This window comes from Marinitoga sp. 1137, assembly GCF_001941525.1.
GTDB lineage: Bacteria > Thermotogota > Thermotogae > Petrotogales > Petrotogaceae > Marinitoga > Marinitoga piezophila.
The window spans coordinates 911,564-933,979 of record NZ_CP009471.1 but is presented as its reverse complement, the minus strand read 5'-3'; the positions used below and the strand labels follow the sequence as shown (position 1 = coordinate 933,979).

31 protein-coding genes are annotated in these 22,416 nt (G+C 31.3%); 24 read left to right on the top strand and 7 right to left on the bottom strand.

Going from position 1 to position 22,416, the window contains the following annotated elements; translation table 11 throughout:
• Positions 1-8 precede the first annotated feature (8 nt).
• The 19 genes from rplX to rplQ all read left to right on the top strand — a co-directional run bounded on the left by rplX (position 9) and on the right by rplQ (position 9,747).
• A complete protein-coding gene (gene rplX / locus LN42_RS04685; protein WP_014296357.1) occupies positions 9-326 on the top strand; it encodes a 50S ribosomal protein L24 in 318 nt (105 codons plus the stop codon).
• A 17-nt stretch (positions 327-343) separates the two neighbouring features.
• The gene (gene rplE / locus LN42_RS04680; protein ID WP_014296356.1) at positions 344-898 is read left to right on the top strand and encodes a 50S ribosomal protein L5; all 555 of its coding nucleotides are present in this window, start codon (positions 344-346) and stop codon (positions 896-898) included.
• Positions 899-912: 14 nt separating this feature from the next.
• Positions 913-1,098, top strand: coding sequence for a type Z 30S ribosomal protein S14 (locus LN42_RS04675; RefSeq protein ID WP_014296355.1), 186 nt, complete (start codon positions 913-915; stop codon positions 1,096-1,098).
• Positions 1,099-1,111: 13 nt separating this feature from the next.
• The gene (rpsH, locus tag LN42_RS04670) at positions 1,112-1,516 is read left to right on the top strand and encodes a 30S ribosomal protein S8 (protein ID WP_014296354.1); all 405 of its coding nucleotides are present in this window, start codon (positions 1,112-1,114) and stop codon (positions 1,514-1,516) included.
• A gap of 14 nt (positions 1,517-1,530) precedes the next feature.
• Positions 1,531-2,085 carry a 50S ribosomal protein L6 gene (gene rplF, locus LN42_RS04665; RefSeq protein ID WP_014296353.1) on the top strand — a complete coding sequence of 185 codons (555 nt, stop codon included), beginning with the start codon at positions 1,531-1,533 and terminating at the stop codon, positions 2,083-2,085.
• 14 nt (positions 2,086-2,099) lie between these two features.
• Positions 2,100-2,462: a 50S ribosomal protein L18 gene (gene rplR, locus LN42_RS04660; protein ID WP_014296352.1), complete on the top strand. Its 363-nt coding sequence runs from the start codon at positions 2,100-2,102 to the stop codon at positions 2,460-2,462.
• Positions 2,463-2,500: 38 nt separating this feature from the next.
• Positions 2,501-3,013: a 30S ribosomal protein S5 gene (gene rpsE / locus LN42_RS04655; protein ID WP_041638849.1), complete on the top strand. Its 513-nt coding sequence runs from the start codon at positions 2,501-2,503 to the stop codon at positions 3,011-3,013.
• A gap of 3 nt (positions 3,014-3,016) precedes the next feature.
• Complete coding sequence (gene rpmD, locus LN42_RS04650) at positions 3,017-3,202, top strand: 50S ribosomal protein L30 (protein WP_014296350.1); 186 nt, start codon at positions 3,017-3,019, stop codon at positions 3,200-3,202.
• Between the two features lie 13 nt (positions 3,203-3,215).
• A complete protein-coding gene (rplO, locus tag LN42_RS04645; protein WP_014296349.1) occupies positions 3,216-3,671 on the top strand; it encodes a 50S ribosomal protein L15 in 456 nt (151 codons plus the stop codon).
• Complete coding sequence (gene secY, locus LN42_RS04640) at positions 3,671-4,948, top strand: preprotein translocase subunit SecY (RefSeq protein WP_014296348.1); 1,278 nt, start codon at positions 3,671-3,673, stop codon at positions 4,946-4,948. Before rplO ends, secY begins: the two co-directional genes overlap by 1 nt.
• A gap of 2 nt (positions 4,949-4,950) precedes the next feature.
• Positions 4,951-5,610: an adenylate kinase gene (locus LN42_RS04635; protein WP_014296347.1), complete on the top strand. Its 660-nt coding sequence runs from the start codon at positions 4,951-4,953 to the stop codon at positions 5,608-5,610.
• The gene (gene map / locus LN42_RS04630; protein ID WP_014296346.1) at positions 5,607-6,359 is read left to right on the top strand and encodes a type I methionyl aminopeptidase; all 753 of its coding nucleotides are present in this window, start codon (positions 5,607-5,609) and stop codon (positions 6,357-6,359) included. The genes LN42_RS04635 and map overlap by 4 nt, the downstream gene beginning before the upstream one ends.
• Before the next feature lie 19 nt (positions 6,360-6,378).
• Positions 6,379-6,630 (top strand): translation initiation factor IF-1, encoded by a 252-nt coding sequence (gene infA, locus LN42_RS04625; RefSeq protein ID WP_014296345.1) that lies wholly within the window; start codon positions 6,379-6,381, stop codon positions 6,628-6,630.
• Between the two features lie 4 nt (positions 6,631-6,634).
• Positions 6,635-6,751: a 50S ribosomal protein L36 gene (gene rpmJ, locus LN42_RS04620; protein WP_014296344.1), complete on the top strand. Its 117-nt coding sequence runs from the start codon at positions 6,635-6,637 to the stop codon at positions 6,749-6,751.
• 22 nt (positions 6,752-6,773) lie between these two features.
• On the top strand, positions 6,774-7,142 hold the full coding sequence (rpsM, locus tag LN42_RS04615; protein WP_014296343.1) for a 30S ribosomal protein S13: 369 nt from the start codon (positions 6,774-6,776) through the stop codon (positions 7,140-7,142).
• A 15-nt stretch (positions 7,143-7,157) separates the two neighbouring features.
• Positions 7,158-7,541, top strand: a complete 384-nt coding sequence (rpsK, locus tag LN42_RS04610; protein WP_014296342.1) for a 30S ribosomal protein S11 — start codon at positions 7,158-7,160, stop codon at positions 7,539-7,541.
• A gap of 21 nt (positions 7,542-7,562) precedes the next feature.
• Positions 7,563-8,192 (top strand): 30S ribosomal protein S4, encoded by a 630-nt coding sequence (rpsD, locus tag LN42_RS04605; RefSeq protein WP_014296341.1) that lies wholly within the window; start codon positions 7,563-7,565, stop codon positions 8,190-8,192.
• Positions 8,193-8,281: 89 nt separating this feature from the next.
• The gene (locus tag LN42_RS04600; protein ID WP_014296340.1) at positions 8,282-9,331 is read left to right on the top strand and encodes a DNA-directed RNA polymerase subunit alpha; all 1,050 of its coding nucleotides are present in this window, start codon (positions 8,282-8,284) and stop codon (positions 9,329-9,331) included.
• A gap of 5 nt (positions 9,332-9,336) precedes the next feature.
• On the top strand, positions 9,337-9,747 hold the full coding sequence (gene rplQ, locus LN42_RS04595) for a 50S ribosomal protein L17 (protein WP_014296339.1): 411 nt from the start codon (positions 9,337-9,339) through the stop codon (positions 9,745-9,747).
• 44 nt (positions 9,748-9,791) lie between these two features.
• Here rplQ and LN42_RS04590 read toward each other — a convergent pair whose 3' ends face one another.
• Complete coding sequence (locus LN42_RS04590; protein WP_014296338.1) at positions 9,792-10,916, bottom strand: sugar MFS transporter; 1,125 nt, start codon at positions 10,914-10,916, stop codon at positions 9,792-9,794.
• 103 nt (positions 10,917-11,019) lie between these two features.
• On the opposite strand from LN42_RS04590, the gene LN42_RS04585 reads away from it, so the two are divergent.
• The 5 genes from LN42_RS04585 to ppdK are packed head-to-tail and all read left to right on the top strand — an operon-like array spanning position 11,020 to position 17,391.
• A complete protein-coding gene (locus tag LN42_RS04585; RefSeq protein WP_014296337.1) occupies positions 11,020-12,303 on the top strand; it encodes a hypothetical protein in 1,284 nt (427 codons plus the stop codon).
• A 14-nt stretch (positions 12,304-12,317) separates the two neighbouring features.
• Positions 12,318-13,223: an ABC transporter substrate-binding protein gene (locus LN42_RS04580; RefSeq protein ID WP_075780429.1), complete on the top strand. Its 906-nt coding sequence runs from the start codon at positions 12,318-12,320 to the stop codon at positions 13,221-13,223.
• 9 nt (positions 13,224-13,232) lie between these two features.
• Positions 13,233-13,628, top strand: a complete 396-nt coding sequence (locus LN42_RS04575) for a MazG nucleotide pyrophosphohydrolase domain-containing protein (RefSeq protein WP_014296335.1) — start codon at positions 13,233-13,235, stop codon at positions 13,626-13,628.
• A gap of 36 nt (positions 13,629-13,664) precedes the next feature.
• Positions 13,665-14,681: an NAD(P)H-dependent glycerol-3-phosphate dehydrogenase gene (locus LN42_RS04570; RefSeq protein WP_255370590.1), complete on the top strand. Its 1,017-nt coding sequence runs from the start codon at positions 13,665-13,667 to the stop codon at positions 14,679-14,681.
• A 46-nt stretch (positions 14,682-14,727) separates the two neighbouring features.
• Complete coding sequence (ppdK, locus tag LN42_RS04565) at positions 14,728-17,391, top strand: pyruvate, phosphate dikinase (RefSeq protein ID WP_014296333.1); 2,664 nt, start codon at positions 14,728-14,730, stop codon at positions 17,389-17,391.
• A 50-nt stretch (positions 17,392-17,441) separates the two neighbouring features.
• On the opposite strand, the gene LN42_RS04560 is transcribed toward ppdK, so the two are convergent.
• The 6 genes from LN42_RS04560 to LN42_RS10935 all read right to left on the bottom strand — a co-directional run bounded on the left by LN42_RS04560 (position 17,442) and on the right by LN42_RS10935 (position 22,187).
• Positions 17,442-18,374, bottom strand: coding sequence for a hypothetical protein (locus LN42_RS04560; protein ID WP_014296332.1), 933 nt, complete (start codon positions 18,372-18,374; stop codon positions 17,442-17,444).
• The gene (locus tag LN42_RS04555) at positions 18,337-19,116 is read right to left on the bottom strand and encodes an ATP-binding cassette domain-containing protein (protein WP_014296331.1); all 780 of its coding nucleotides are present in this window, start codon (positions 19,114-19,116) and stop codon (positions 18,337-18,339) included. Before LN42_RS04555 ends, LN42_RS04560 begins: the two co-directional genes overlap by 38 nt.
• 1 nt (position 19,117) lies before the next feature.
• A complete protein-coding gene (locus LN42_RS04550) occupies positions 19,118-20,068 on the bottom strand; it encodes an ABC transporter transmembrane domain-containing protein (protein WP_014296330.1) in 951 nt (316 codons plus the stop codon).
• 289 nt (positions 20,069-20,357) lie between these two features.
• On the bottom strand, positions 20,358-21,239 hold the full coding sequence (locus tag LN42_RS04545; RefSeq protein ID WP_014296329.1) for a flagellar motor protein MotB: 882 nt from the start codon (positions 21,237-21,239) through the stop codon (positions 20,358-20,360).
• A 5-nt stretch (positions 21,240-21,244) separates the two neighbouring features.
• The gene (locus LN42_RS04540; protein WP_014296328.1) at positions 21,245-22,015 is read right to left on the bottom strand and encodes a motility protein A; all 771 of its coding nucleotides are present in this window, start codon (positions 22,013-22,015) and stop codon (positions 21,245-21,247) included.
• 25 nt (positions 22,016-22,040) lie between these two features.
• Positions 22,041-22,187: a hypothetical protein gene (locus tag LN42_RS10935; protein WP_014296327.1), complete on the bottom strand. Its 147-nt coding sequence runs from the start codon at positions 22,185-22,187 to the stop codon at positions 22,041-22,043.
• Positions 22,188-22,416 lie beyond the last annotated feature (229 nt).

Here is a 22,416-nt window from a genome sequence, read left to right as displayed (position 1 = left end):
GTGAGAGCATGAAAGTAAAAAAAGGCGATTTAGTAAGAGTAATATCTGGTAAAGATAAAGGTAAAGAAGGTAAAGTTTTAAGAGTAATGCCTAAATTAAATAAAATTATTGTAGAAAATGTAAATATTGTAAAGAAACATCAGAGACCAACACAGCAGTTAAGAGAAGGTGGAATTATCGAACAACCAGCACCAATATATGCAAATAAAGTAATGGTTGTTTGTCCAAACTGCGGAAAACCAACAAGAGTTGGTTACAGGGTTCTCGAAGAAGGCAAAAAGGTTAGAGTTTGCAGAAAATGTAACGAAATCATAGATAAGGTTTAATGAGGGAGGAATAGATAATGAGATACGAATTTATACCTTTAAAAGATAAATATGAAAAAGAAGTAGTTCCAGCCCTCATGAAAGAATTTGGATACAAAAACATTCATGAAGTACCAAAAATCGTAAAAATTGTTGTGAATATGGGTATTGGTGAGGGCTCAAGAAACGCTGATGTAGTTGAAAAACACGCTCAGGAATTATCAATAATTACAGGCCAAAAAGCTGTAGTTACAAGAGCAAAAAAGAGTGTTGCTAACTTCAAATTAAGAGAAGGAATGCCTATTGGTGCAAAAGTAACATTAAGAAGCATGAAAATGTACAACTTCCTCTACAAATTAATTAATATAATTTTCCCAAAATTAAGGGACTTCAGAGGTATGAATCCAAATAGCTTTGATGGAAGAGGAAATTACACATTTGGGTTAACAGAACAATTAGTTTTCCCAGAATTAAAACCAGACCAGGTAAAAAGAGTACAGGGTATGGATATTACTATTGTTACAACTGCAAAGACAGATGAGGAAGCAAGAAAACTCCTTCAATTAATGGGCTTCCCTTTCAAGAGAGATTAAGGAGGAGGTAAATAATGGCAAAAAAATCAATGGTTGCAAGATGGAAAAAACCAAAAAAATATAAGACAAGAGAATATTCAAGATGTATAGTTTGTGGAAGACCAAGAGCTGTATATAGAGAATTCGGTTTATGTAGAGTATGTTTCAGAAAATTAGCCTTGGAAGGAAAATTACCAGGCGTTAAAAAGGCAAGTTGGTAAGGAGGGAATCTTAATGTGGAGTGATCCCGTAGCAGATATGCTTACAAGAATAAGAAATGCAAACCTTGTTATGAAAGAAAGTGTAGAAGTTCCAGCATCAAACTTAAAGAGAAATATAGCTGAAATATTAAAAAGAGAAGGTTATATTGCAGATTATAAATTTATCGAAGATGGAAAACAGGGTATATTAAAAATACAGTTAAAATACAAAGGTGACAGAAAGAACAGACAAAGAGTAATTCAGAGCATAATAAGAGTATCAAAACCAGGTAGAAGAGTATATGTATCAAAAGATAAAATTCCAGTTGTAAAAGGTGGAATGGGAATATCAATAATCTCAACTTCAAAAGGTGTTCTTACCGACAAAGAAGCAAGAGAACTTGGAGTCGGTGGAGAATTAATTTGTTACGTTTGGTAGGAGGTGCTGAATAAATGTCACGTATATCAAAAAATCCAATAGATATACCAAATGGGGTAGAAGTGACAGTAAACGAAAAAGAAATTAAAGTAAAAGGCCCTAAAGGTGAATTAACACAGGAATATTTACCATATGTAAAATTCGTAATTGAAGATAATAAAATAAAAGTAGAAGGTAATGAATCAGCAATGAAAAGAAAAAGTGATGCAAAGAAAATCAATATGTTCCAGGGTACATATGCATCACTTGTTAAAAATATGATTAAAGGTGTAACAGAAGGATTCACAAAAGAATTAGAAATTATTGGTATTGGATACAGAGCAAAATTACAGGGTTCAACATTAGTATTAGAACTTGGTTACTCACATCCAATAGAATATATTCCACCAGAAGGAATAACAATTGAAGTACCAGCACCAAATAAAGTAATTGTAAAAGGAATTGACAAATACTTAGTTGGTGAAGTTGCAGCAAAAATTAAGAGATTTAGAAAACCAAATGTATACTCTGGAAAAGGTATCAAATATGTTGGCGAGGTAATCATTAGAAAACAAGGTAAGAAAGTTTAAGGGAGGCTGACCAGATGATTAAACCCACACCAAGAAAAAAATTAAGAAGAAAAAGACATTTAAGGGTTAGAAGAAAAGTTTTTGGAACTCCTGAAAGACCAAGAATGGTAGTTTTCAAAAGCAATAAACATATTTATGTTCAAATTATAGATGATACAAAAGGACATACATTGGCAGCTGCTTCTACTTTAGATAAAGAATTAAATCTTGAAAAGACATGGAACATTGATGCAGCAAAAGAAGTAGGAAAATTAGTTGCTAAAAGAGCAAAAGAAAAAGGTATTGCTAAAGTAGCATTTGACAGAGGCGGCTTCAAATATCACGGAAAAGTAAAAGCATTAGCAGATGCTGCACGTGAAGCAGGTCTCGAGTTTTAAGGAGGTGTTGACAGATAATGGCCTTAGATAAAAATTTAATGGCTTCAGCAGCTGCTGAAGAATTTGAAGAAAGAATAATAGAAATTAGAAGAGTTACAAAAGTTACAACTGGTGGTAAAAATATATCATTCAGGGTTGTAGCTGTAGTAGGTAACAGAAATGGTAAAGTTGGAGTAGGAAGTGGAAATGCAAGAGAAGTTCCACAAGCAATAAGAAAAGCAATTCAAAATGCAAAGAAAAATATGATAGAAGTTCCTGTAAAAAATGGAACAATCCCACATGAAGTATTTGGAAGACAGGATGCTTCAAAAGTGCTTTTAAAACCAGCTGGACCTGGTACAGGTATTATTGCTTCTGCAGCAGTTCGTGCAGTTGTTGAATTAGCAGGAGTACACAATATCCTTTCAAAAGCATTGGGTTCAACAACATCAATTAATTTAGCAAAAGCTACATTAAACGGATTGAAAGAATTAAAATCACCAAAAGAATATGCAGAACTCAGAGATTTGAGTGTAACAAAGGTATTCCAGGGTGCCCATAAGGAGGGATAATAAATGGCTAAGTTAAAAATAAAATTAGTAAGAGGAAGAGCGGGTAAGAATTACAGACAACTCGCCACCTTAGATGCCTTAGGATTGAGAAAGACAAATCAGGTAGTAGTAAAAGAAGATAGACCAGAAATAAGAGGAATGATAAGAAAAGTTCAACATCTTGTAACAGTTGAAGAAATTGAAGAATGAGGGGGTAGCAAAGATGTCTCTTAAAATATCTGATTTAAGACCCGCCGAAGGATCAAGAAAAGTAGCAAAGAGAACCGGAAGAGGATGGAGCTCTGGGTTAGGAAAAACTGGAGGTAAAGGACACAAAGGTCAAAAATCAAGAGGTAAAGGTAAAGTAAGACCAAGTTTTGAAGGTGGTCAAACACCATTATTCAGAAGAATTCCAAAATACGGATTTACAAATGCACCTTTCAAAAAGGTATATGCAATAGTAAATGTATCAGTTTTAGAAAACAGATTTGAAGCAAATGAAGAAGTTACACCAGAAAAATTACTTGAAAAAGGAATATTAAAGAAGTTAAATGATGGTGTAAAAATTCTCGGAAATGGAGAATTAACAAAACCATTAACAGTAAAAGCACATGCATTTAGTAAAAAAGCACAGGAAAAAATAGTATCAGCCGGCGGTAAGGTCGAGGTGATCGAATAATGAAAGATGCATTTAAAAATATGTGGAAGATCCCGGAACTCCGGGATCGTATTATATTTACATTGTTAGCACTTATTGCATTCAGGGTTGGTATTTATATACCTATTCCTGGAATAGATTTAGCAAGATGGGAAAGCTTTTTAGCTGGACTTGGAACATCATCACAGGGATTAATAAGTTTTTTTGATATATTTGCTGGTGGTGCTTTAAAACAATTTTCTATATTTGTTTTAAGTGTTACACCATATATTAATGCATCGATTATATTACAGTTATTGTCATCTGTAATACCAAGTTTGAAAGAAATGTTGAAAGAAGGGGAAGAGGGAAGGAAAAAGTTTGGAAAGTTAACAAGACAGGTAACATTAGGTCTTGCTATCCTTCAAGGTTTATTCCTCTCTATGGGTGTTTCTGCTTATAGAGCAGCAAATTTAAATTATTTTGTATTCTTAATTGTTTCAACAATTTCTATTGTTGCAGGTACAATGTTCTTATTATGGTTAGGTGAAATGATAACAGAAAAAGGTATAGGTAATGGTATTTCTGTATTGATCTTTGCAGGTATTGTTGCAAGATATCCACAGTACATAGCAAGTGGTTTTGTTGGAAGATTAAGCGTATTTGAATGGATAGTACTTATAATTATTGCAATTGCAGTTGTAATTGGTACAATTTACTTACAGACATCAGAAAGAAGAATAAACGTTCAATATGCAAAAAGAGTTGTAGGAAACAAGATTTATGGTGGAGCATCAACATACATACCAATAAAGGTTAATGGTGGAGGAGTTTTACCAATTATCTTTGCTTCAGCAATTATGACATTACCATCAATGCTTGCAACAGCAACAGGTGCAGGTTGGGTAAGCAAATGGTTTGGTTATGGAACACCATTATATCTTGTATTATATGCAATTTTAATATTCTTCTTTGCATATTTCTATAATTCAGTTGTTATTGATCCAAACGACATTTCAGAAAACATCAAAAAATATGGTGGATTTATACCAGGAATTAGACCTGGAAAACCAACATCAGATTACATAACAAAAACAATGATGAGAGTTACATTTATTGGTGCAGTATTCCTTGTAATTATCTCATTATTACCATACTTAATCAGAAGTGCAGCAGGTGTAAATATCTGGATTGGTGGAACTTCAGCACTTATTTCAGTTGGGGTTGCCCTTGATATAATGCAGCAGATTGAAGCACACATGATCACAAGACAGTATGAAGGATTTATGAAGAAGGGGAAACTCCGCGGGAGGAGATAATAATGTCTAAATTAAACCTTTTATTCTTTGGACCTCCGGGAGCTGGAAAAGGAACCATAGCTAAAGAGGTTTCAAAAAAATATGGAATTCCCCACATATCCACTGGAGATATGTTAAGAGCAGAAGTTGCTTCTGGTAGCGAGCTTGGTAATAAAGTAAAAGAAATTCTTGAAAAAGGCCAGCTTGTATCAGATGAAATAATGCTCGAAGTAATTAAAAACAGATTACAGCAAAAAGATGTAGAAAAGGGATTTATTCTTGATGGATTTCCGCGAACATTACCGCAGGCAGAAGGATTGGAAAAATTACTTGAAGAAATAAAAAATCCAATTACTGCATCATTATATTTCGAAGTAGATGTAGAAACAGTTGTAAAAAGGATTACAAACAGAAGAATCTGTCCAAAATGCGGTAAAATCTACAATCTTATCACATTAAAACCTAAAGTTGATAATATCTGTGATGAATGTGGAACGCAGTTAATCCAGAGAGATGATGATAAAGAAGATGTAGTAAGAGATAGATACAAAGTTTATATGGAAAAAACATATCCTGTAATACAATTTTATATGAAAAATAACAATTTCTTTACGATTGACGGCAGTGGTACGGTAGAAATAGTTACAAAAAAAGTGTTTAATATATTGGAAGGGATAGTATGATATTAATAAAAACTAATTCAGAAGTAGATAAAATGAGGCGAGCTGGAAGGCAGCTCGCTATCCTCTTTGAGAAAATAAAGGATTTAGTTGTTGAGGGATCCAGCGCATATGAGGTAGAAAAATTTGTAAATAGCTATATGAAAGAAAAAGGATTTATTCCTACATTTAAAGGTTATGCAGGTTTTCCATATGCAACATGTATTTCTGTAAATGAAGAAATCGTTCACGGATTCCCTACAAAAGAAAAAGTATTTAAAAATGGAGATATAGTTTCAATTGATATGGGACTTACATTAGACGGATACATAGCAGATGCCGCAAGAACGTTTATAATCGGAGAAGTTCCAGAAGAAGTGAGAAAGCTCGTTGAAGTTACAGAAAAATCATTCTGGCTTGGAATTGAGCAGGCAAGACCTGGAAACAGGATAGGCGATATAGGTAACGCGATACAAACATATGTAGAGTCTCAGGGATTTTCAATAATAAAAGAGTATGTAGGACATGGTGTAGGTCGAAAATTACATGAAGATCCACAAATTCCTAATTATGGTGTAAAAGGAAAAGGACCATTAATTAGAAAAAACATGACATTTGCTATTGAACCTATGGTTTCTATGGGAGATTGGCGAGTAAAAGTGCTTGATGATGGTTGGACAGCAGTAACAGCAGATGGCTCATTATCTGCACATTATGAAAACAGTCTTGTAGTAACAGAAAATGGTCCTGAAGTATTAACAAAATTAGATTAAGGCCCGAGAGGTGATTATCGTGGCAAAAAAAGATGATGTTATTGTAATGGAAGGTCATATTGTTGAGTCATTACCAAATGCTACTTTTAGAGTGGAATTGGATAATGGTCATAAAATATTGGCACATATTTCTGGAAAAATGAGAAAAAACTTTATAAGATTAGTTCCAGGAGATAGAGTGATAGTTGAAGTATCAATATATGATTTAAACAGAGGAAGAATAATAAGAAGAGAAAGAATAAAGAAAAATCCAAGCAGCGAGGAGGAATGAGCAAATGAAGGTAAGAGCCTCAGTTAAAAAAAGATGTGAACACTGTAGAGTTATCAGAAGAAAAGGAAGAGTTTGGGTAATTTGTTCAAAGAATCCTAAACACAACCAAAGACAGGGATAATTTTTAAAGGAGGGAAAGTTGAATGCCACGTATTTTGGGTGTTGAAGTACCAAACAACAAGAAGTTATTCATTGCTCTTACATATATTTATGGTATAGGAAGACACAGAGCAATGGAAATATTAGAATCAACAGGAATTGATCCTGACAAAAGAGCAAAAGAATTAACAGATGATGAAATCAGTAAAATTACACATTTCATCAACGAACATTACCTTGTTGAAGGTGAATTAAGACAGGAAATTCAGAAAAATATTTCAAGATTAATTGAAATCGGATCATACAGAGGTTACAGACATAAGAATGGATTACCAGTAAGAGGACAAAAAACACATTCAAATGCAAGAACCAGAAAAGGTCCAAGACCTTCAAAAATCGGTAAGAAAAAGTAATAAGGAGGTTTAGCAATGGCTAGAAGATCAGCACAAAAGAAAAAGAAGATATCTCTTGAAAAAGCAGTTGTGCATATTCAATCAACATTCAATAACACAATTATCACTTTAACAGATCCAGCAGGAAATACATTATTCTGGGCAAGTGGAGGAACAGCTGGTTTTTCAGGAACAAAGAAAGGAACACCATATGCATCACAGTTAGCAGCAGATAAAGTTGCAAAAGAAGCTTTAAAATATGGTGTAAAAAGACTTGATGTATATGTAAAAGGACCAGGAGCTGGAAGAGAATCAGCAATAAGAACCTTACAAGCAGCAGGATTGGCAATTGAAAATATAAAAGATAAAACTCCAATACCTCATAACGGTTGTAGACCAAAGAAAAGAAAAAGAATGTAAGGCCAAAGAGGAGGGAATGTAATGGCAAGATATATAGGATCTCTTTGTAAACTTTGTAGAAGAGAAGGATTTAAATTATACTTAAAAGGCGAAAGATGTTATACAGATAAATGTGCAATTGCAAAAAGACCATACGCACCAGGTCAGCACGGAAAACAGGCTAAAAAACCAACACAATATGGAATGCAATTAAGATCAAAGCAGGCTTTAAAAAGAATTTATGGTGTATTAGAAAGACAATTCAGAAGATACTTTGAGGAAGCATCAAGAAAAGAAGGTAACACAGGAGAAAACTTAATGAGAGTTTTAGAAACAAGACTTGACAATGTTGTATATCAAATGGGTTTTGCAGTAAACAGAAGAACAGCAAGACAATTAGTAAGACATGGTCACTTCCTTGTAAATGGTAAAAAAGTTGATATACCATCATACAGAGTTAGACCAGGAGATGTAATTGAAGTAAAAGAAAAGAGCAGATCAGCATTACCAATTAAACAGGGAATCGAATTAGCTCAAAAGGCAAACAGAAAGTTAGACTGGATAGAAGTAGATTACAATGCATTTAAAGGAACATTCTTAAGATTACCAACATTAGACGAAATGGATGTACCAGTAGACTTACAGGCTATTATCGAGCTTTACTCAAAATAATAGTTGTTTGTATGATGATCGCAACAACGCGCCTAACAAAAAGAAAGGGGGTGCACTCCAATTTAGGAAAGCTAAATTGGGGGTAATGAATGGAATTTGTAAAACCGGAAAAGATGATATTAGAAACATTAGAAGAATCAGAAGAATTAGAATACAAATATGGAAGATTTGTCCTGTCGCCTCTTGAAAGAGGATATGCGGTTACCATAGGTAACGCATTAAGAAGAGTATTATTATCCTCAATACCAGGGCTTGCAATAACAAGCATAAGAATTCCTGGTAAATTACACGAATTTGATGTAATTGAAGGCGTACAGGAAGATATACTTGAAATAACAGTTAACCTTAAAAAAGTTGAATTAAAAGTTGTAGATTTTGATAACATTGGAAATTTAAAAGAACCAATAGTTTTAAGAATAGAAAAAATGGGACCAGCAGAAATTAAAGCAGGAGACATAATTACACCACCAGGTATTGAAATTGCAAATCCTGATTTTAAAATTGCAACAATGAATGCAAACAAAAAATTTGAAATGGAATTATATGCAACAGTAGGAAAAGGATTTGTATCAACATCAGAAATGGATCTTTCAAAGGACATTGAAATGATTTATATAGATGGTGTATATAGTCCTGTAATTAGAGTTAATTATCTCACAGAAAAAGTTCGTGTTGGAAAAAGAACAGACTATGATAAATTAATACTTGAAGTATGGACAAAAAAATCTATAGATCCGAAAGAAGCATTGGTAAAAGCCACAAAAATATTAATTGAACACTTTAATATAATCTACTCATCATGGAGAGAAGAGATAGATTTAACAGAAGCTGAAGCTATTCCAGAATCAATGGAAACAAATGTTTCAGAAGAAATTGCTGGTCAGGAAGTAGAAGAAGAATTTAAAAATGTAAGTCTTGAAGTTCTTGAAACAAGAATAGACGAGCTCGATTTAAGCAAAAGAGCAAAAAATTGTTTAAAGAGAGAAAAAATCAATACAGTAAGAGACATATTAAAGAAGGATCCAGATGAATTAATGAAAATCAAAAACTTCGGTAAAAAATCTTTAGATGAAATTAGAAAGGAATTAAAAGAGAAATTCCAGTTGGATTATGACGAGATCCAGAAGGGAGGAGCCTAATAACCATGAGACATAGAGTAAAGGTAAATAAATTAAGCAGATACGCTTCACATAGGAAAGCATTATTAAAAAACTTAGCAAGAGAAGTATTTGAACACGGTAGCATCATTACTACAACAGCAAAAGCAAAGGCAGTAAGACCATTAGTAGAAAAAATCTTAACAAAAGCAAAAGAAGCAAAAACAACAGATAACAAAGATAGAAGTGTTGCATTAAGAAGACAGATTAACAGATACTTCAACGACAGAAGATTCACAAACAAAGTTGTTGATGAAATCGCTCCAAAATTCGAAAATAGAAATGGCGGATACACAAGAATCTTAAAGATTGGATACAGAAGAGGAGATGCAGCAGAATTATCATTATTACAATTAGTAGAAAGCATTGAAAATAAAGAAGAAGAAAAAGCAGAATAATATAAAAAATACCGGGCAGTTACTGCCCGGTATTTTTTATTAAATTATAGTTTTCTTACCATTATTGAAAAGATAAAAACTATTAGAAGACCGGTAATAGGAATTAAGTAACTATATAAAATAGAAAAATCTCCCACGAAACCCATAAGAGTTGTAATAATAGACGCACCAATTCCTATACTTAAAGAAACAATTCCGGAAACAAGGCCGACTTCCCTATGAGATAAGTGAGAATTCAAAAATTTTTGTGTAACAGGAAAAATTGGTCCAAGCATAATTCCTAATATTGAAAAAGCATATGGAGAAAAAGACTTTATTGAAATCATAATAATTAAAGTAATTGCTGAAAACAATGAAAAAATAGTTGTAAGAGTAAAATTAAATTTCTTATACAATGTATCAGTTAGTAATCTTCCAATTGTAAAAAATACCCAGAATAAGCTAATAAAAATCGAAGCTGAATCCTTTGGGATATTAAATTGATCAGTAAAAAGATTACCAGCCCATGTGACAGCTCCAATTTCCACACCGGAATACATAATAAAAATTACCAGGATATATATGATAAATTTATTTTTTAAGACTGAAAGAGCTTCAGTAAATTTAAAAGCTTTATATTTTACGTTTTCTGGAACCTTTTTCAAAATAATAAAAAAGAAAATAAATAGAAATACAAATTCATAAATATAAAAAGGAAATTTATAATTAATATTATTTCTTAAAATAAAAGATATAATCAAAGGACCTGTTATTCCGCCGAAACCAAAAAAAGCATGTAACAATCCATATTTTTGAAATTCTTCAGGCAAATGATCAAACATAGAAATTAAAGATAAAATAGTTTGTCCCATAGAAGCACCTATAAAAAACATAGAAAAAATCAATGTATAAATATCTTTTGAAATAATAAATAAAAAAACACCGAGAATTTCAAAAATAATGCCTAAAAGGAGACTATTTCTTAAACCTAATATTGCTATTATAAAAGCTCCTATAATAGAAACACTCATATTTCCTATAGTTCTCGCCAGAGGTAAAAAAGAAGAAAACCCTATTGTTAAAGAATAATTATCCTGCAAAGTAGTCATTAATGGGGGTATGGAATTTACAATAATAGCAAGAAAAAATATATTAAAAAAAATAAAAAATTGTAGTTTTTTATCTGACATAAAATCCTCCTTTGAAATTGTTGATATTTTAAGGTATAATTAAACAGGATAAGGTTTTATAATAGAAACCAATATTAATTATATCAAAAAACGGAGGAAAAGTATGAAAAAAACATATAGTATATTAATTATAATAATACTTGTGATGTTATCAGGTTGTTCTCTTTTTGATTTTAATAAAGAAAAAGCGCAACAAGATAAAATTGCAAAAATAATAGAAAAAGAACAAAAACTCAATATAATTATAGAAAAGAATAAATATATAGCTTTTAAAGAAAAACAAATTCCGATAAATCTAGAAATAAAGGATTTAAAGAATTTAAATCCTGAAAATTACGTTGATAAAATTGAAATAAATTCTGATTCTACTAATGCAACAGCAACATTGGAAGGTAGTTTATTGCATCTAAAAAATTTTACAAAGGCTGGAACATATACATTAACCTTTTATCATAGTGATATATCAACAGATTTAAATATAGAAATACTTCCAGCAACACCCATAAATTTAAAAGTAGAATTGGATAAAAAAATATTTATTGCCAATAAAAAAGTTGAAATACCATTAAAAATTTATTTTATAGATAAATATGGAAATAGCATAGTAAAAAAAATAAAGGAAATAAAATTATATCCAGTAGTAAAATACGATATTGAACATATCTCTGAGGGATCTTATATGTTAAATTTGTATAATTTAACCAGACCAGGAAAATATATATTTTCCATGTTCATTAATGGGAATAAAAAGGACATAGAATTTTCCGTAATTCCAGATATAATAAAACAAATTAGCTTTGACAATAGCATCGTTAAAGTTGCCACATATTCAGAAAATAAAAAAGATTTTATAATACAAAAAATAAAATATAAGTTATACGACAGATACGGAAATTTAATACCTGGAATAAAAAATTTAGGATATAAAATAATTTCTGACAATATATATACTCCAAAAATAAAAATAAATTACGATGAAAATTATATAGAAGTAATAGGTGGTGTATATCCTGGAATATATAAAGTAGAATTTTACAATGGTAATTACAAATTAAACGGTGAATTAAAAATAGAAGTAAAACCATTTCCGAGAAAAATTATAATATTAAATAAAAAAATAGGAAAAAATTTCTCGGTGGAATTTTCTGTATACGATGGAAATTCAAATTTTGCACAAAATATAAAAATTGAAAAAATAAAAGTATTTTATTCAAATACTATAAAAGAAAAAGAATTTTCCAGTAGTGAACTAAAAAAACACCTGCGGTTAAAAGGGAATATATATACTTTTAATACTATACTTGATGATTATCCAACAAAAATTGAATTATACATAAAATCCAAAGATTTTAATACTATAAATATATTCACAATTTCTTTAAAATAAGGAGGGATTCTTTTATGAAAAAAGGTTTAATAACGGGAATGATTTTATTATTGATGATTTCAGTTTTCTCAGCAACGTTTTATAACCCATTGGGGCCAACATTATTACCAGCAGCAGGATTGTATATAGATGGAGTACCGGGTTTAAAAACAGATTATTGGAGAACAATAGATCAAGCTCAAACATTAATGTTAAAGCAACAGGCAGATTTCATCATATTACCTGTTGCACTTGGAATTGAGATGGTGAATAAAGGCGCAAAATATAAACTTGCAGGAGTATCGTTATGGAAAACATTTTATCTAATTTCCTCAGAAAAGATTACAAATGTTGATGAATTAAAAGGAAAAAGAATAGTTACATTGCATGGCCCAGGCCAAACAGCAGATGTGATATTGAAAATATTAAAAAAAAGCAAAAACATGGACTTTGAAATTGTATATGTTACAAGTGGTCCGGAAATAATACAAATGCTTGCAGCTGGAAAAGAAAAGATAGCTGTTCTTCCAGAACCATTTGTATCACTTGCAGAAATAAAAACAAAAGGCAAGGTTAAGGCGCAGCTTGACTTTCAAAAAGTATATGCTGACATATTCAATTTAAAAGAAGAAAAATTACCAATAGCGGGAATATTTGTATCCGAAAAAATAATAAATAACGATATGAAGATGGTAAAAAAAGTATTAAATGAATACGAATGTTCAGCAAATGTATTCTATAAAAACAGCTTTGATGAAGCAATAAAATTCGTTTTTGATACAATGAAAACAATGCCGGAACCAGTATTAAGAAAAGCAGCAACAAGATCAGAAATATATTACTCAAAAAATATAAAAGAAATAACAGACTTATACATGAAAAATCTCTTTGAATATGGGGCAATATCAAAAATACCAGAAGACTTATATTTAATATATTAGGTGAAATATATGGATAAAAAATTTCTGGAAGAATTTAAAAAATTATATGACATTGTTCAAAGAAATATAGAAAAATGTCCATGGATAAGTTCTATAAATACAGAATATATGCTTAACGAAACGGAATCTGAAATTAATGAAATAAGAGAAGCCATAAAAAATGAAGATATTGAAAATCTTGAAGAAGAAATTGGAGATCTCATATATGATGCATTTCTCGTTTTAAAAATTGCAGAACGTGATTATAATGTTTCATCTGAAAAAATCATAAATGGAGTAGTAAATAAAATATCCAATAGAAAACCCTGGTTATTCTGGGATAAACCAATAACAAAAGAAGAAGCGTCAAAAATCTGGAAAGAACGAAAAGAAGCAGAAAAAAGAGAAAAAAATAAAAAACTTTAACACCAGATTGTTACAAAAGTTATGATATAATATTTATTGAAAACGTTATATAAACGGAGGAAAAGAATGAAAATAGGAATAATTGGTTCAGGAAGTTGGGGAACAGCTATTTCTAAAGTATTATTAAACAATGGACATGAAGTTTTAATATGGACAAGAGAAGAAAACGTCTTTAATGCTTTAAAAAACGGAGAAAATCCTTATTATCTTCCAGGAATTTCAATACCAAAAAACATAAAGCCTTCTATGGATTTAAAAGAAGTTATAGAAAATTCGGAAATTATTGTAATGGCAGTGCCAACGCAGGCAGTAAGAGAAGTAGCAAATAACTTCAAAAGTTATTATAACGGACAAATCATAGTAAATCTTGCAAAGGGATTAGAAATAAAAACACAGGAAAGAATAAGCGAAATTTTAAAGGATATACTTACAGATTTAAAATACGTAGTTTTAAGTGGCCCAAGTCATGCTGAAGAAGTAGCAAGAGATGTTCCAACAAGCGTTGTAGCTGCTTCTGAAAATCTGGAATATGCTGAAAAGGTTCAAGAAATATTTAGCAATGCATCATTCAGAGTATATTCTCAAACAGATGTAATAGGTGTTGAACTTGGTGGTTCTATAAAAAACGTAATAGCAATAGCAGCAGGGGTTATTGATGGCATAGGTGGTTGGGATAATGCAAAAGCTGCATTAATAACAAGAGGGCTTACAGAAATAATCCGTTATGGTGAAAAAAAAGGTGCTAAAAAAGAAACCTTTATGGGACTTGCTGGCCTTGGAGATTTGATAGTTACATGTAATAGTCAGCATAGTAGAAATAGATATGTCGGCGAAATGATAGGAAGAGGCAAAAAATTAAATGAAATCATTGAAAACATGAATATGGTTGCTGAAGGTGTATATACCTGTAAAGCGTTATATGAAGAAATAAAAGAATTACAAATAGAAATGCCAATAGTGGAAAAAACATATGAAGTATTATATCTAAACAAAAATCCACAAAAGGCAATACATGAATTAATGAGAAGGGAATTAAAAAGAGAAGAATTCTGATTTTGAATTTTTCGTAAATTTTCTTTCGATAAGGAGGGAGAAACACATGGAAAAGATGGTATATTTTTACGGTGGAGGAATTGCAGAAGGTAGCGCAAAAATGAAAAACTTACTTGGAGGTAAAGGTGCTAACCTTGCTGAAATGGCAAGATTAGGATTACCAGTACCTGCAGGTTTTACAATTACAACAGAAGTTTGTGACTATTACTGGAAACACGATAGAAAATTCCCTGAAACACTTGAAGCAGAAGTAGATAAAGCAATGAAAAAATTAGAAGAAGTTTCAGGAAAGAAATTTGGTGACAAAGATAATCCATTATTAGTATCTGTTAGATCAGGTGCTGCAGTTTCAATGCCAGGTATGATGGATACAATCTTAAATTTAGGTTTAAACGATGAAACAGTAGAAGCATTAGCAAAAAATACAGGTAACCCAAGATTTGCATATGATGCATACAGAAGATTCATGCAAATGTTTGGTGATGTTGCTTTAGGAATTCCACATCACGATTTTGAAGAAGCATTAAACAAAGTAAAAGAAGAAAAAGGTGTAAAATTAGACATCGAATTAGAAGCAGAAGACTTCAAAAAAGTTGTAGAATTATACAAAGAAATCTATAGAAAAGCAGGAAAAGAATTCCCACAAGATCCTAAAAAACAATTATGGATTGCTATAGAAGCTGTATTTGGTAGCTGGATGAATGAAAGGGCAATAAAATATAGAGCTATCAATGGAATTAAAGAAGGAGAATTATTAGGAACAGCTGTTAACGTTGTTATGATGGTATTTGGTAACATGGGTGAAGATAGTGGAACAGGAGTATGTTTCACAAGAGATCCTAACACAGGTGAAAAAGTAAAATACGGTGAATACTTGCCAAATGCACAGGGTGAAGACGTTGTTGCTGGTATCAGAACACCATACCCACTTGAAAAATTAAACGAAATGATGCCTGATGTATATAAACAATTAACAGAAATAATGGACAAATTAGAACTTCACTATAAAGACATGCAGGATATCGAATTTACAGTAGAAAAAGGAAAATTATACTTCTTACAGACAAGAACTGGTAAAAGAACAGCTAAAGCAGCAGTAAAAATCGCTGTTGACTTAGTAAAAGAAGGATTAATTGATAAAGCTACAGCAGTTATGAGAGTAGCTCCTGATCAAATCGACAAATTATTACATCCTGCATTTGATGAAGAAGAAATCAAAAAAGCACAGGAAATTGGAGAAGGATTACCAGCATCACCAGGAGCAGCAACAGGTAAAGTTGTATTCAGCGCTGATGATGCAGAAAAATTAGCAAAAGAAGGAACACCAGTTATCCTTGTAAGACCTGAAACAAGTCCAGAAGATGTTGGAGGTATGAACGCAGCTGAAGGTATCTTAACAGCAACAGGTGGTATGACATCACACGCAGCAGTTGTTGCAAGAGGTATGGGTAAACCAGCTATCGTTGGTGCTGGAGAAATTGTAATCGATGAAGAAGCAAAAGAATTTGAAGCAAGAGGAGTTAAAGTAAAAGAAGGAGACTGGATCTCAATTGATGGTACAACAGGTAAAGTTTACCTCGGTAAAGTAAAAACAATAAAACCAAAAGGATTAGAAGGAGAAGTTGCTGAATTATTAGAATTCGCAGATGAAATAAGAGTATTAGGAGTAAGAGCTAATGCTGATATTCCAAGAGATGCAACAGTTGCAAGAAACTTCGGAGCGGAAGGTATTGGATTATGTAGAACAGAACACATGTTCTTTGAAGGCGACAGAATCCAGAAAATGAGAAGAATGATCGTATCAAAAACAGTAGAACAAAGAGAAGCAGCATTAGAAGAATTATTACCATTACAGAAAGAAGACTTCAAGGGATTATTTGAAGCTATGGAAGGATTCCCTGTTACAATCAGATTATTGGATCCACCACTTCACGAATTCCTTCCAAACGACGAAGAACAGATGAAAGAATTAGCTCCACAATTAGGAGTAAGTGTAGAAGAATTAAAAGAAATCGTAGAAAACTTACACGAATTCAACCCAATGATGGGACACAGAGGTGTAAGATTAGCTATAACATATCCTGAAATTGCAGTAATGCAAACAAAAGCTATAATCCTTGCTGCAATTGAAATGGTAAAAGAAGGTAAAAAAGTTAAACCAGAAATCATGATTCCATTAGTAGGAACAGTAAAAGAATTAGAATACCTTGACAAAATCGTAAGAGAAACAGCAGACAAATTAATCGAAGAAGCAGGAGTAGATCTTGAATACAAAGTTGGTACAATGATCGAAGTTCCAAGAGGAGCTGTAACAGCAGACGAAATTGCTAAAGTTGCTGAATTCTTCAGCTTTGGTACAAACGACTTAACACAGATGACATTAGGTTTCTCAAGAGACGATTACGGAAAATACATCAACGATTACATCGAAAAAGGAATCTACGAAAAAGATCCATTCAAACACGTTGATCAAACAGGTGTAGGTAGAATGGTTAAAATTGCAAAAGATTACGGTAGATCAGTAAATCCAGAATTAAAATTAGGTGTTTGTGGTGAACACGGAGGAGATCCAGAATCAATCGAATTCTTCCACAAAACACAGCTTGACTATGTAAGTTGTTCACCATACAGAGTTCCAATTGCAAGATTAGCAGCAGCACAGGCAGCTGTTAAATTCAAGAGAGGAAAATTCGTAAACTACGCTGACTAATAAAAAATCAACACCGGGAGAGATTAAATTCTCCCGGTGTTTTTTAATTTTTATCCAACAAATTCTTCCAATTGTTTTGCAGCTATCATACCCTCTCTTATAGCATGCCAGGCCCCCATTGCATTATAAAGTTGCATTCTTATCATAATAAATATAGTTGTCATAGAATACAATTTTCCTACATCATTTAATTTAATTCCTCTATAAACAATATAAAAATAAAACAATGTTGAAATAAAACGTCTTGAAGTATTTGAATATAATAAATCGATTATATATAGCTTTCTTAATCTTTTCCAGTAATCTTTTACATAATTATTATAAGAAACCATTTCATGATCTATAGCATTAAAAAGAGCACTTTCAAATTTTCCTGCAAACATATCTGAAACATATTCCTTTACTTCCAATTCCAGATCATTTAATTTTTTGCTTCTTGGATAATAATAGGCATTTGAACCCAATAATAATAAAATTAATATTATAGAAAATAAAATGGAAGCCAGACCCGAATAATAATCAAGAACAAAAATAGTGCTCATATAAATAAACAACTTGAAAAAATAAACAAGGCCACCCATAGTTGCATAATTAGAAAGTGTATTTGCAACCTTTTCTACTGTTCTTAACGAAAGTTCTGCATATTGTGCAGGCGTTTTTTTAATAAAATCCTGAAAATTCTTATTAATAATAGTTTTATACGTATATATTCCTGCATCGTGCATATATCCTCCCTTAAAATACGAAACATATGCTTTGCTTATACCAAATGTAATATGTCCTATAATAACCAGAAAGAAAAATATAATTGAATAAAAATAAAATTTATCATTCTTTTCAATGGCAAAATTTATAATATCCTTACTGATTACAGCAGAATAAGAAATTGCAATTGAAGATAAAATACCGCAAATATTAAGTATAGTTATTTCCACATAACGTTTTTTATTGGACTTCATAATCCATTTTATCAGCGTTCCCATTCTCCTTCCCCCTTCTGAATTTTTCAGTAAGCTCATTTTCCGCCTTGAAAAATTTCTTTAAAAGACTATTTTCAGAAAAATTATGGAATTTATCCTTTTCCACAATCTTACCATCCTGTAAAACAGCAAATTCTTCAGTTAAGGATAAAATGCTGAATCTATGAGAAATTAAAAGCAAAGTCTTATCTTTTATAAAATTCCTGATATTTTCTATAACCTCTTTTTCCACTAATTTATCAACACCTTCAAGCGGTTCATCGAGAATAAGAAATTCTGGATCTTTTAATAACAATCGTGTAAGCGCTATTCTTGTTCTTTCTCCTCCTGAAATGGCAACACCTTTACTGCCAAGTTGCGTTTCAAGACCATTTCTTTTTTCAAGAAACTTCTTTAAGCCTGATCTTTCAAGTGCTTCTAATAATTCTTTATCAGTTGCTGATGGTTTTGCTATTAAAAGATTTTCCCTTAATGTTCTGTTGAAAATATGCGCATTCTGACTCAATACACCAATTCTTCTATACCATTCCTCATCTGGAATATCTTTTAAATCATTATTCTCTATTAATATTCTCCCTTTTTGTGGTGTTAAAAATTTCAACAACAATCGTATAATAGTAGTTTTTCCTTCACCACTTGAACCTACAAGAGCAATTTTTTCTCCTTTATTTATTTGAATATTAAAATTATCAAGAATCACTGTCTCATTATATTTATATTCAACATTTTCAAAAGATATAAACATATTATGCAACCTCCTTTAAATATTTATTATAAGCAGTTTTTGCCTTTTCAACCATCCAGGATATATAATCCATATCATCTAAATAAAGAGAAAAATAATCATTAAAATAGTCGATATACATCATTATAGCTAAAGCATTTCCTGCCTGCATATTTCCTGAAAAAATCATAAAACCTAAATATAATAACGAAATGGGTTTTAATAAAACACTTATTATTTCATAGGTAACAGCATATTTTAATTCCACATTTCCATATGCAATATAAGAACGTTTTAAATTTTTATAAGCATCAATTACCCATTTTAAAGGTATTTCAAAACTTCTAAAACTCTTTATCTCCTGATATCCATTTAAAACATCTTCCACAACAGCGGCAACATTATATTCACTATCATTCATAAATTTAGAAGCCTTTGACGCTTCTTTCATCTTCTTATTTGCACTGAAAGTTAAAAAAATTGCGCCTATAATCGTTAAAACTCCTATAACTATATTTTGAACGAAAATAATAACAGTAAATGCTACAAGCAACAAAGGCAATAATGCAAATAAAAGAGTGAATGAATCATAAAAAAACCTATATGCATATCTAAAATCAAAAATCTTATCCATCTCTTTTGCAGGAGAAATATTATCTTTTTTCTTAAGAACATTTTTAATAGAAACCTGATAAAAATAAGCAGGTATAGAAACATCATTTAAAGATGTTCGGAACAATCCTTCTCCTTCACCTATTAAATCCCTTAGTATATAAACAATTATAAACAATTTCAGGTTAATCCATACTGTTTCACTTCCAAGAGAATTTACCAATTTACCAAAAATCATCGGTATAAAAAGATTTATAATTTCTCTTGAAACATATAAAAGATCAAGAAATACTTTTTGATAAAAAAGCTTTTTTGGTAATAATCTGTGAAAATCAAAAAAATACTTATAAAATTCTTTCATAAACTTATCACCCCCGAAAGTTAAATTGGCAACAAAAAAAACCCCGACAACGCGGGGTTAAAAATTGACAAAAAAATCACATACCTTTTTTCAAAAACAAAGGCAAAGTTCTCCCGTTGTCGTATTTATTTTTATTAACTTTTAAATTGATAATATCTCTCTTCTTCTCATCTGTGGATACCTCCTGTAAAAAAGTTTTCTAAAATATTCACATAAATGAATTAACCTGAAATTAACAAATAGAATATACCAGAAAAAAATGAAGATTTTTTTTCTGGATTGTAAAAAATCATCTCAAGCGCTGTCTTAAAATCAATAAATCAATTCTTCTGTATAGATGTCTTAGTCTATCAAGATCATTTTTGTATTTTTCATCTAATTCTTTTTCTTTTGTTTTCAAGGTTGCAATATCTATTATACCTTTTTCAAATTCCTCTTTTAATTTCATCTTTTCTGCTTCGGTGTTTGATTTTAATTTTTGTATATCTTTTAATATGTCTTTATCTCCTTCTGAGATTGGATAGAATCTTTCAGGATTATAGTAATAATCAGGATCAAATTTCCCGGCTTTTACTTCTGCCAATCTTTCAAGTGTTCTTTTCTTTTTCATTTCTTCTGTAAAGAATTTTGCCACACTTGCTGCACGCGCGGCTCCTAAATGCCAGTTTGATGGATATATTAATTGTTCTTTTGGCGGTCTGTCATCTGTAAATCCATATATTTCTATTGCATTGTTTGAATGTTCTATTAGAATTATACCCAATTTATATAACAACTCTTTTGCATCTTTGGTTAATTGAGCGCTACCAGGCTCGAAAAATGCCATGTCCTGCATTTTTATTATTGTTCCTTTGTCATTTTCTTCTATTGTTATTCTTCCTTTATACTTTGGATTGTCCTGTAGTCTGAAAAGTTCAACTCTAATTCCAGGATTTGATGTAATTAAGCTTTCTTCTGATAGACTTTTTCCACCCGTCAAAACACTTGGTGGCGTTCCGCTAAAGGGACTTCTAAAACTTACTGCTGCCTGCTGGAATTTACCGGGTGAAATTGTTGCCATGGAGAACAACATAACAAAGAATGTCATAAGCAACGAATTTAAATCACTGAATGTTGCCAGCCAACCAGGTGGTGGTGGTGGCCCTTCATCTTTTTTACATTTATCTGCCATTTATATCACCCTTCTTTTTCTGATTCATATTTTTTCTTTTCATCAGGGCTTAAAAATGCTTTTAGTTTTTCTTCCATTAATCTTGGGTTTTCACCTGAAACTATTGATAATATTCCTTCAGTTATCATCCTTAAAAGATTTACCTGTATTGATGTTCTTCTTCCTATTTTTTCGGCTATCGGTAAGGTGAATATATTTGCAACAAGAGCACCGTATAACGTTGTAATAAGAGCAATAGCCATATTAGGACCTATAGTAGATGGATCGTTCAAACTACCAAGCATCAAAACGAGACCTATCAGCGTTCCAATCATTCCGTATGCCGGAGCTAATGTGCCCCAGGTATTTAAAAGACCTGACCATTTTCCCTGTTCTGCTTCAAATAACTCCATTTTTATTTCAAGGATTTTCCTTATTTCTTCTGGATCAGTACCATCAACTGCAGCCCTTAAACCTTCTTTCATAAATTCGTTATCAAGGCCTTCAAGATCTGCTTCAAGGGATATTAAACCTTCTCTTCTTGCTTTTTCTGCAAATGAATATAATGTTTTTAAAATTTCGACCGAATCAATTTTAGGTTCTTTTATTCCCATCATTATTGCTGTTACAAATTTAAAAGATATATCTTTTGGCGCAGCAATCATCATACCACCAACTGAACCTAAAACAGTAATAAAGAAGGAGTTTGTATCCCATAATTGTCCTAATCCTGAATATCCACCAATTAATATAGCAACAAAAGCCAAACCCAATCCTATTAAAGTAGAAAGATCCAACTTTATACCTCCTCCTCGATATTTTTTAGTTCAAAAATTCACAAAAAATTTTATATTCAATATCATTTAATACAATGGCACCAGCTTTTTCTGGAGAAAGAAGCAAAACTTTATCTTTTTTTCTATATTGTAAAATATCCTCAGGTAATTTAATTATTTGAGGAATTTTCATAAAATACCTCCTTTAATTATGTTGATAATATATTTTGGAAATTCTATGCAAATAGAAATGAACATAAATATTAAACAACTTAAAACGAAATTAGTGAAAATAATAACTTTTAATAAAAAAGAACTTTGTTCTATTAAGAATTTTATATAAAAATAAAAAAATTGTCAACAAAATAAGTAAAATGAATGTAAAAATAATTTTATTAATGGATTAATAAAAAAATAAAAGT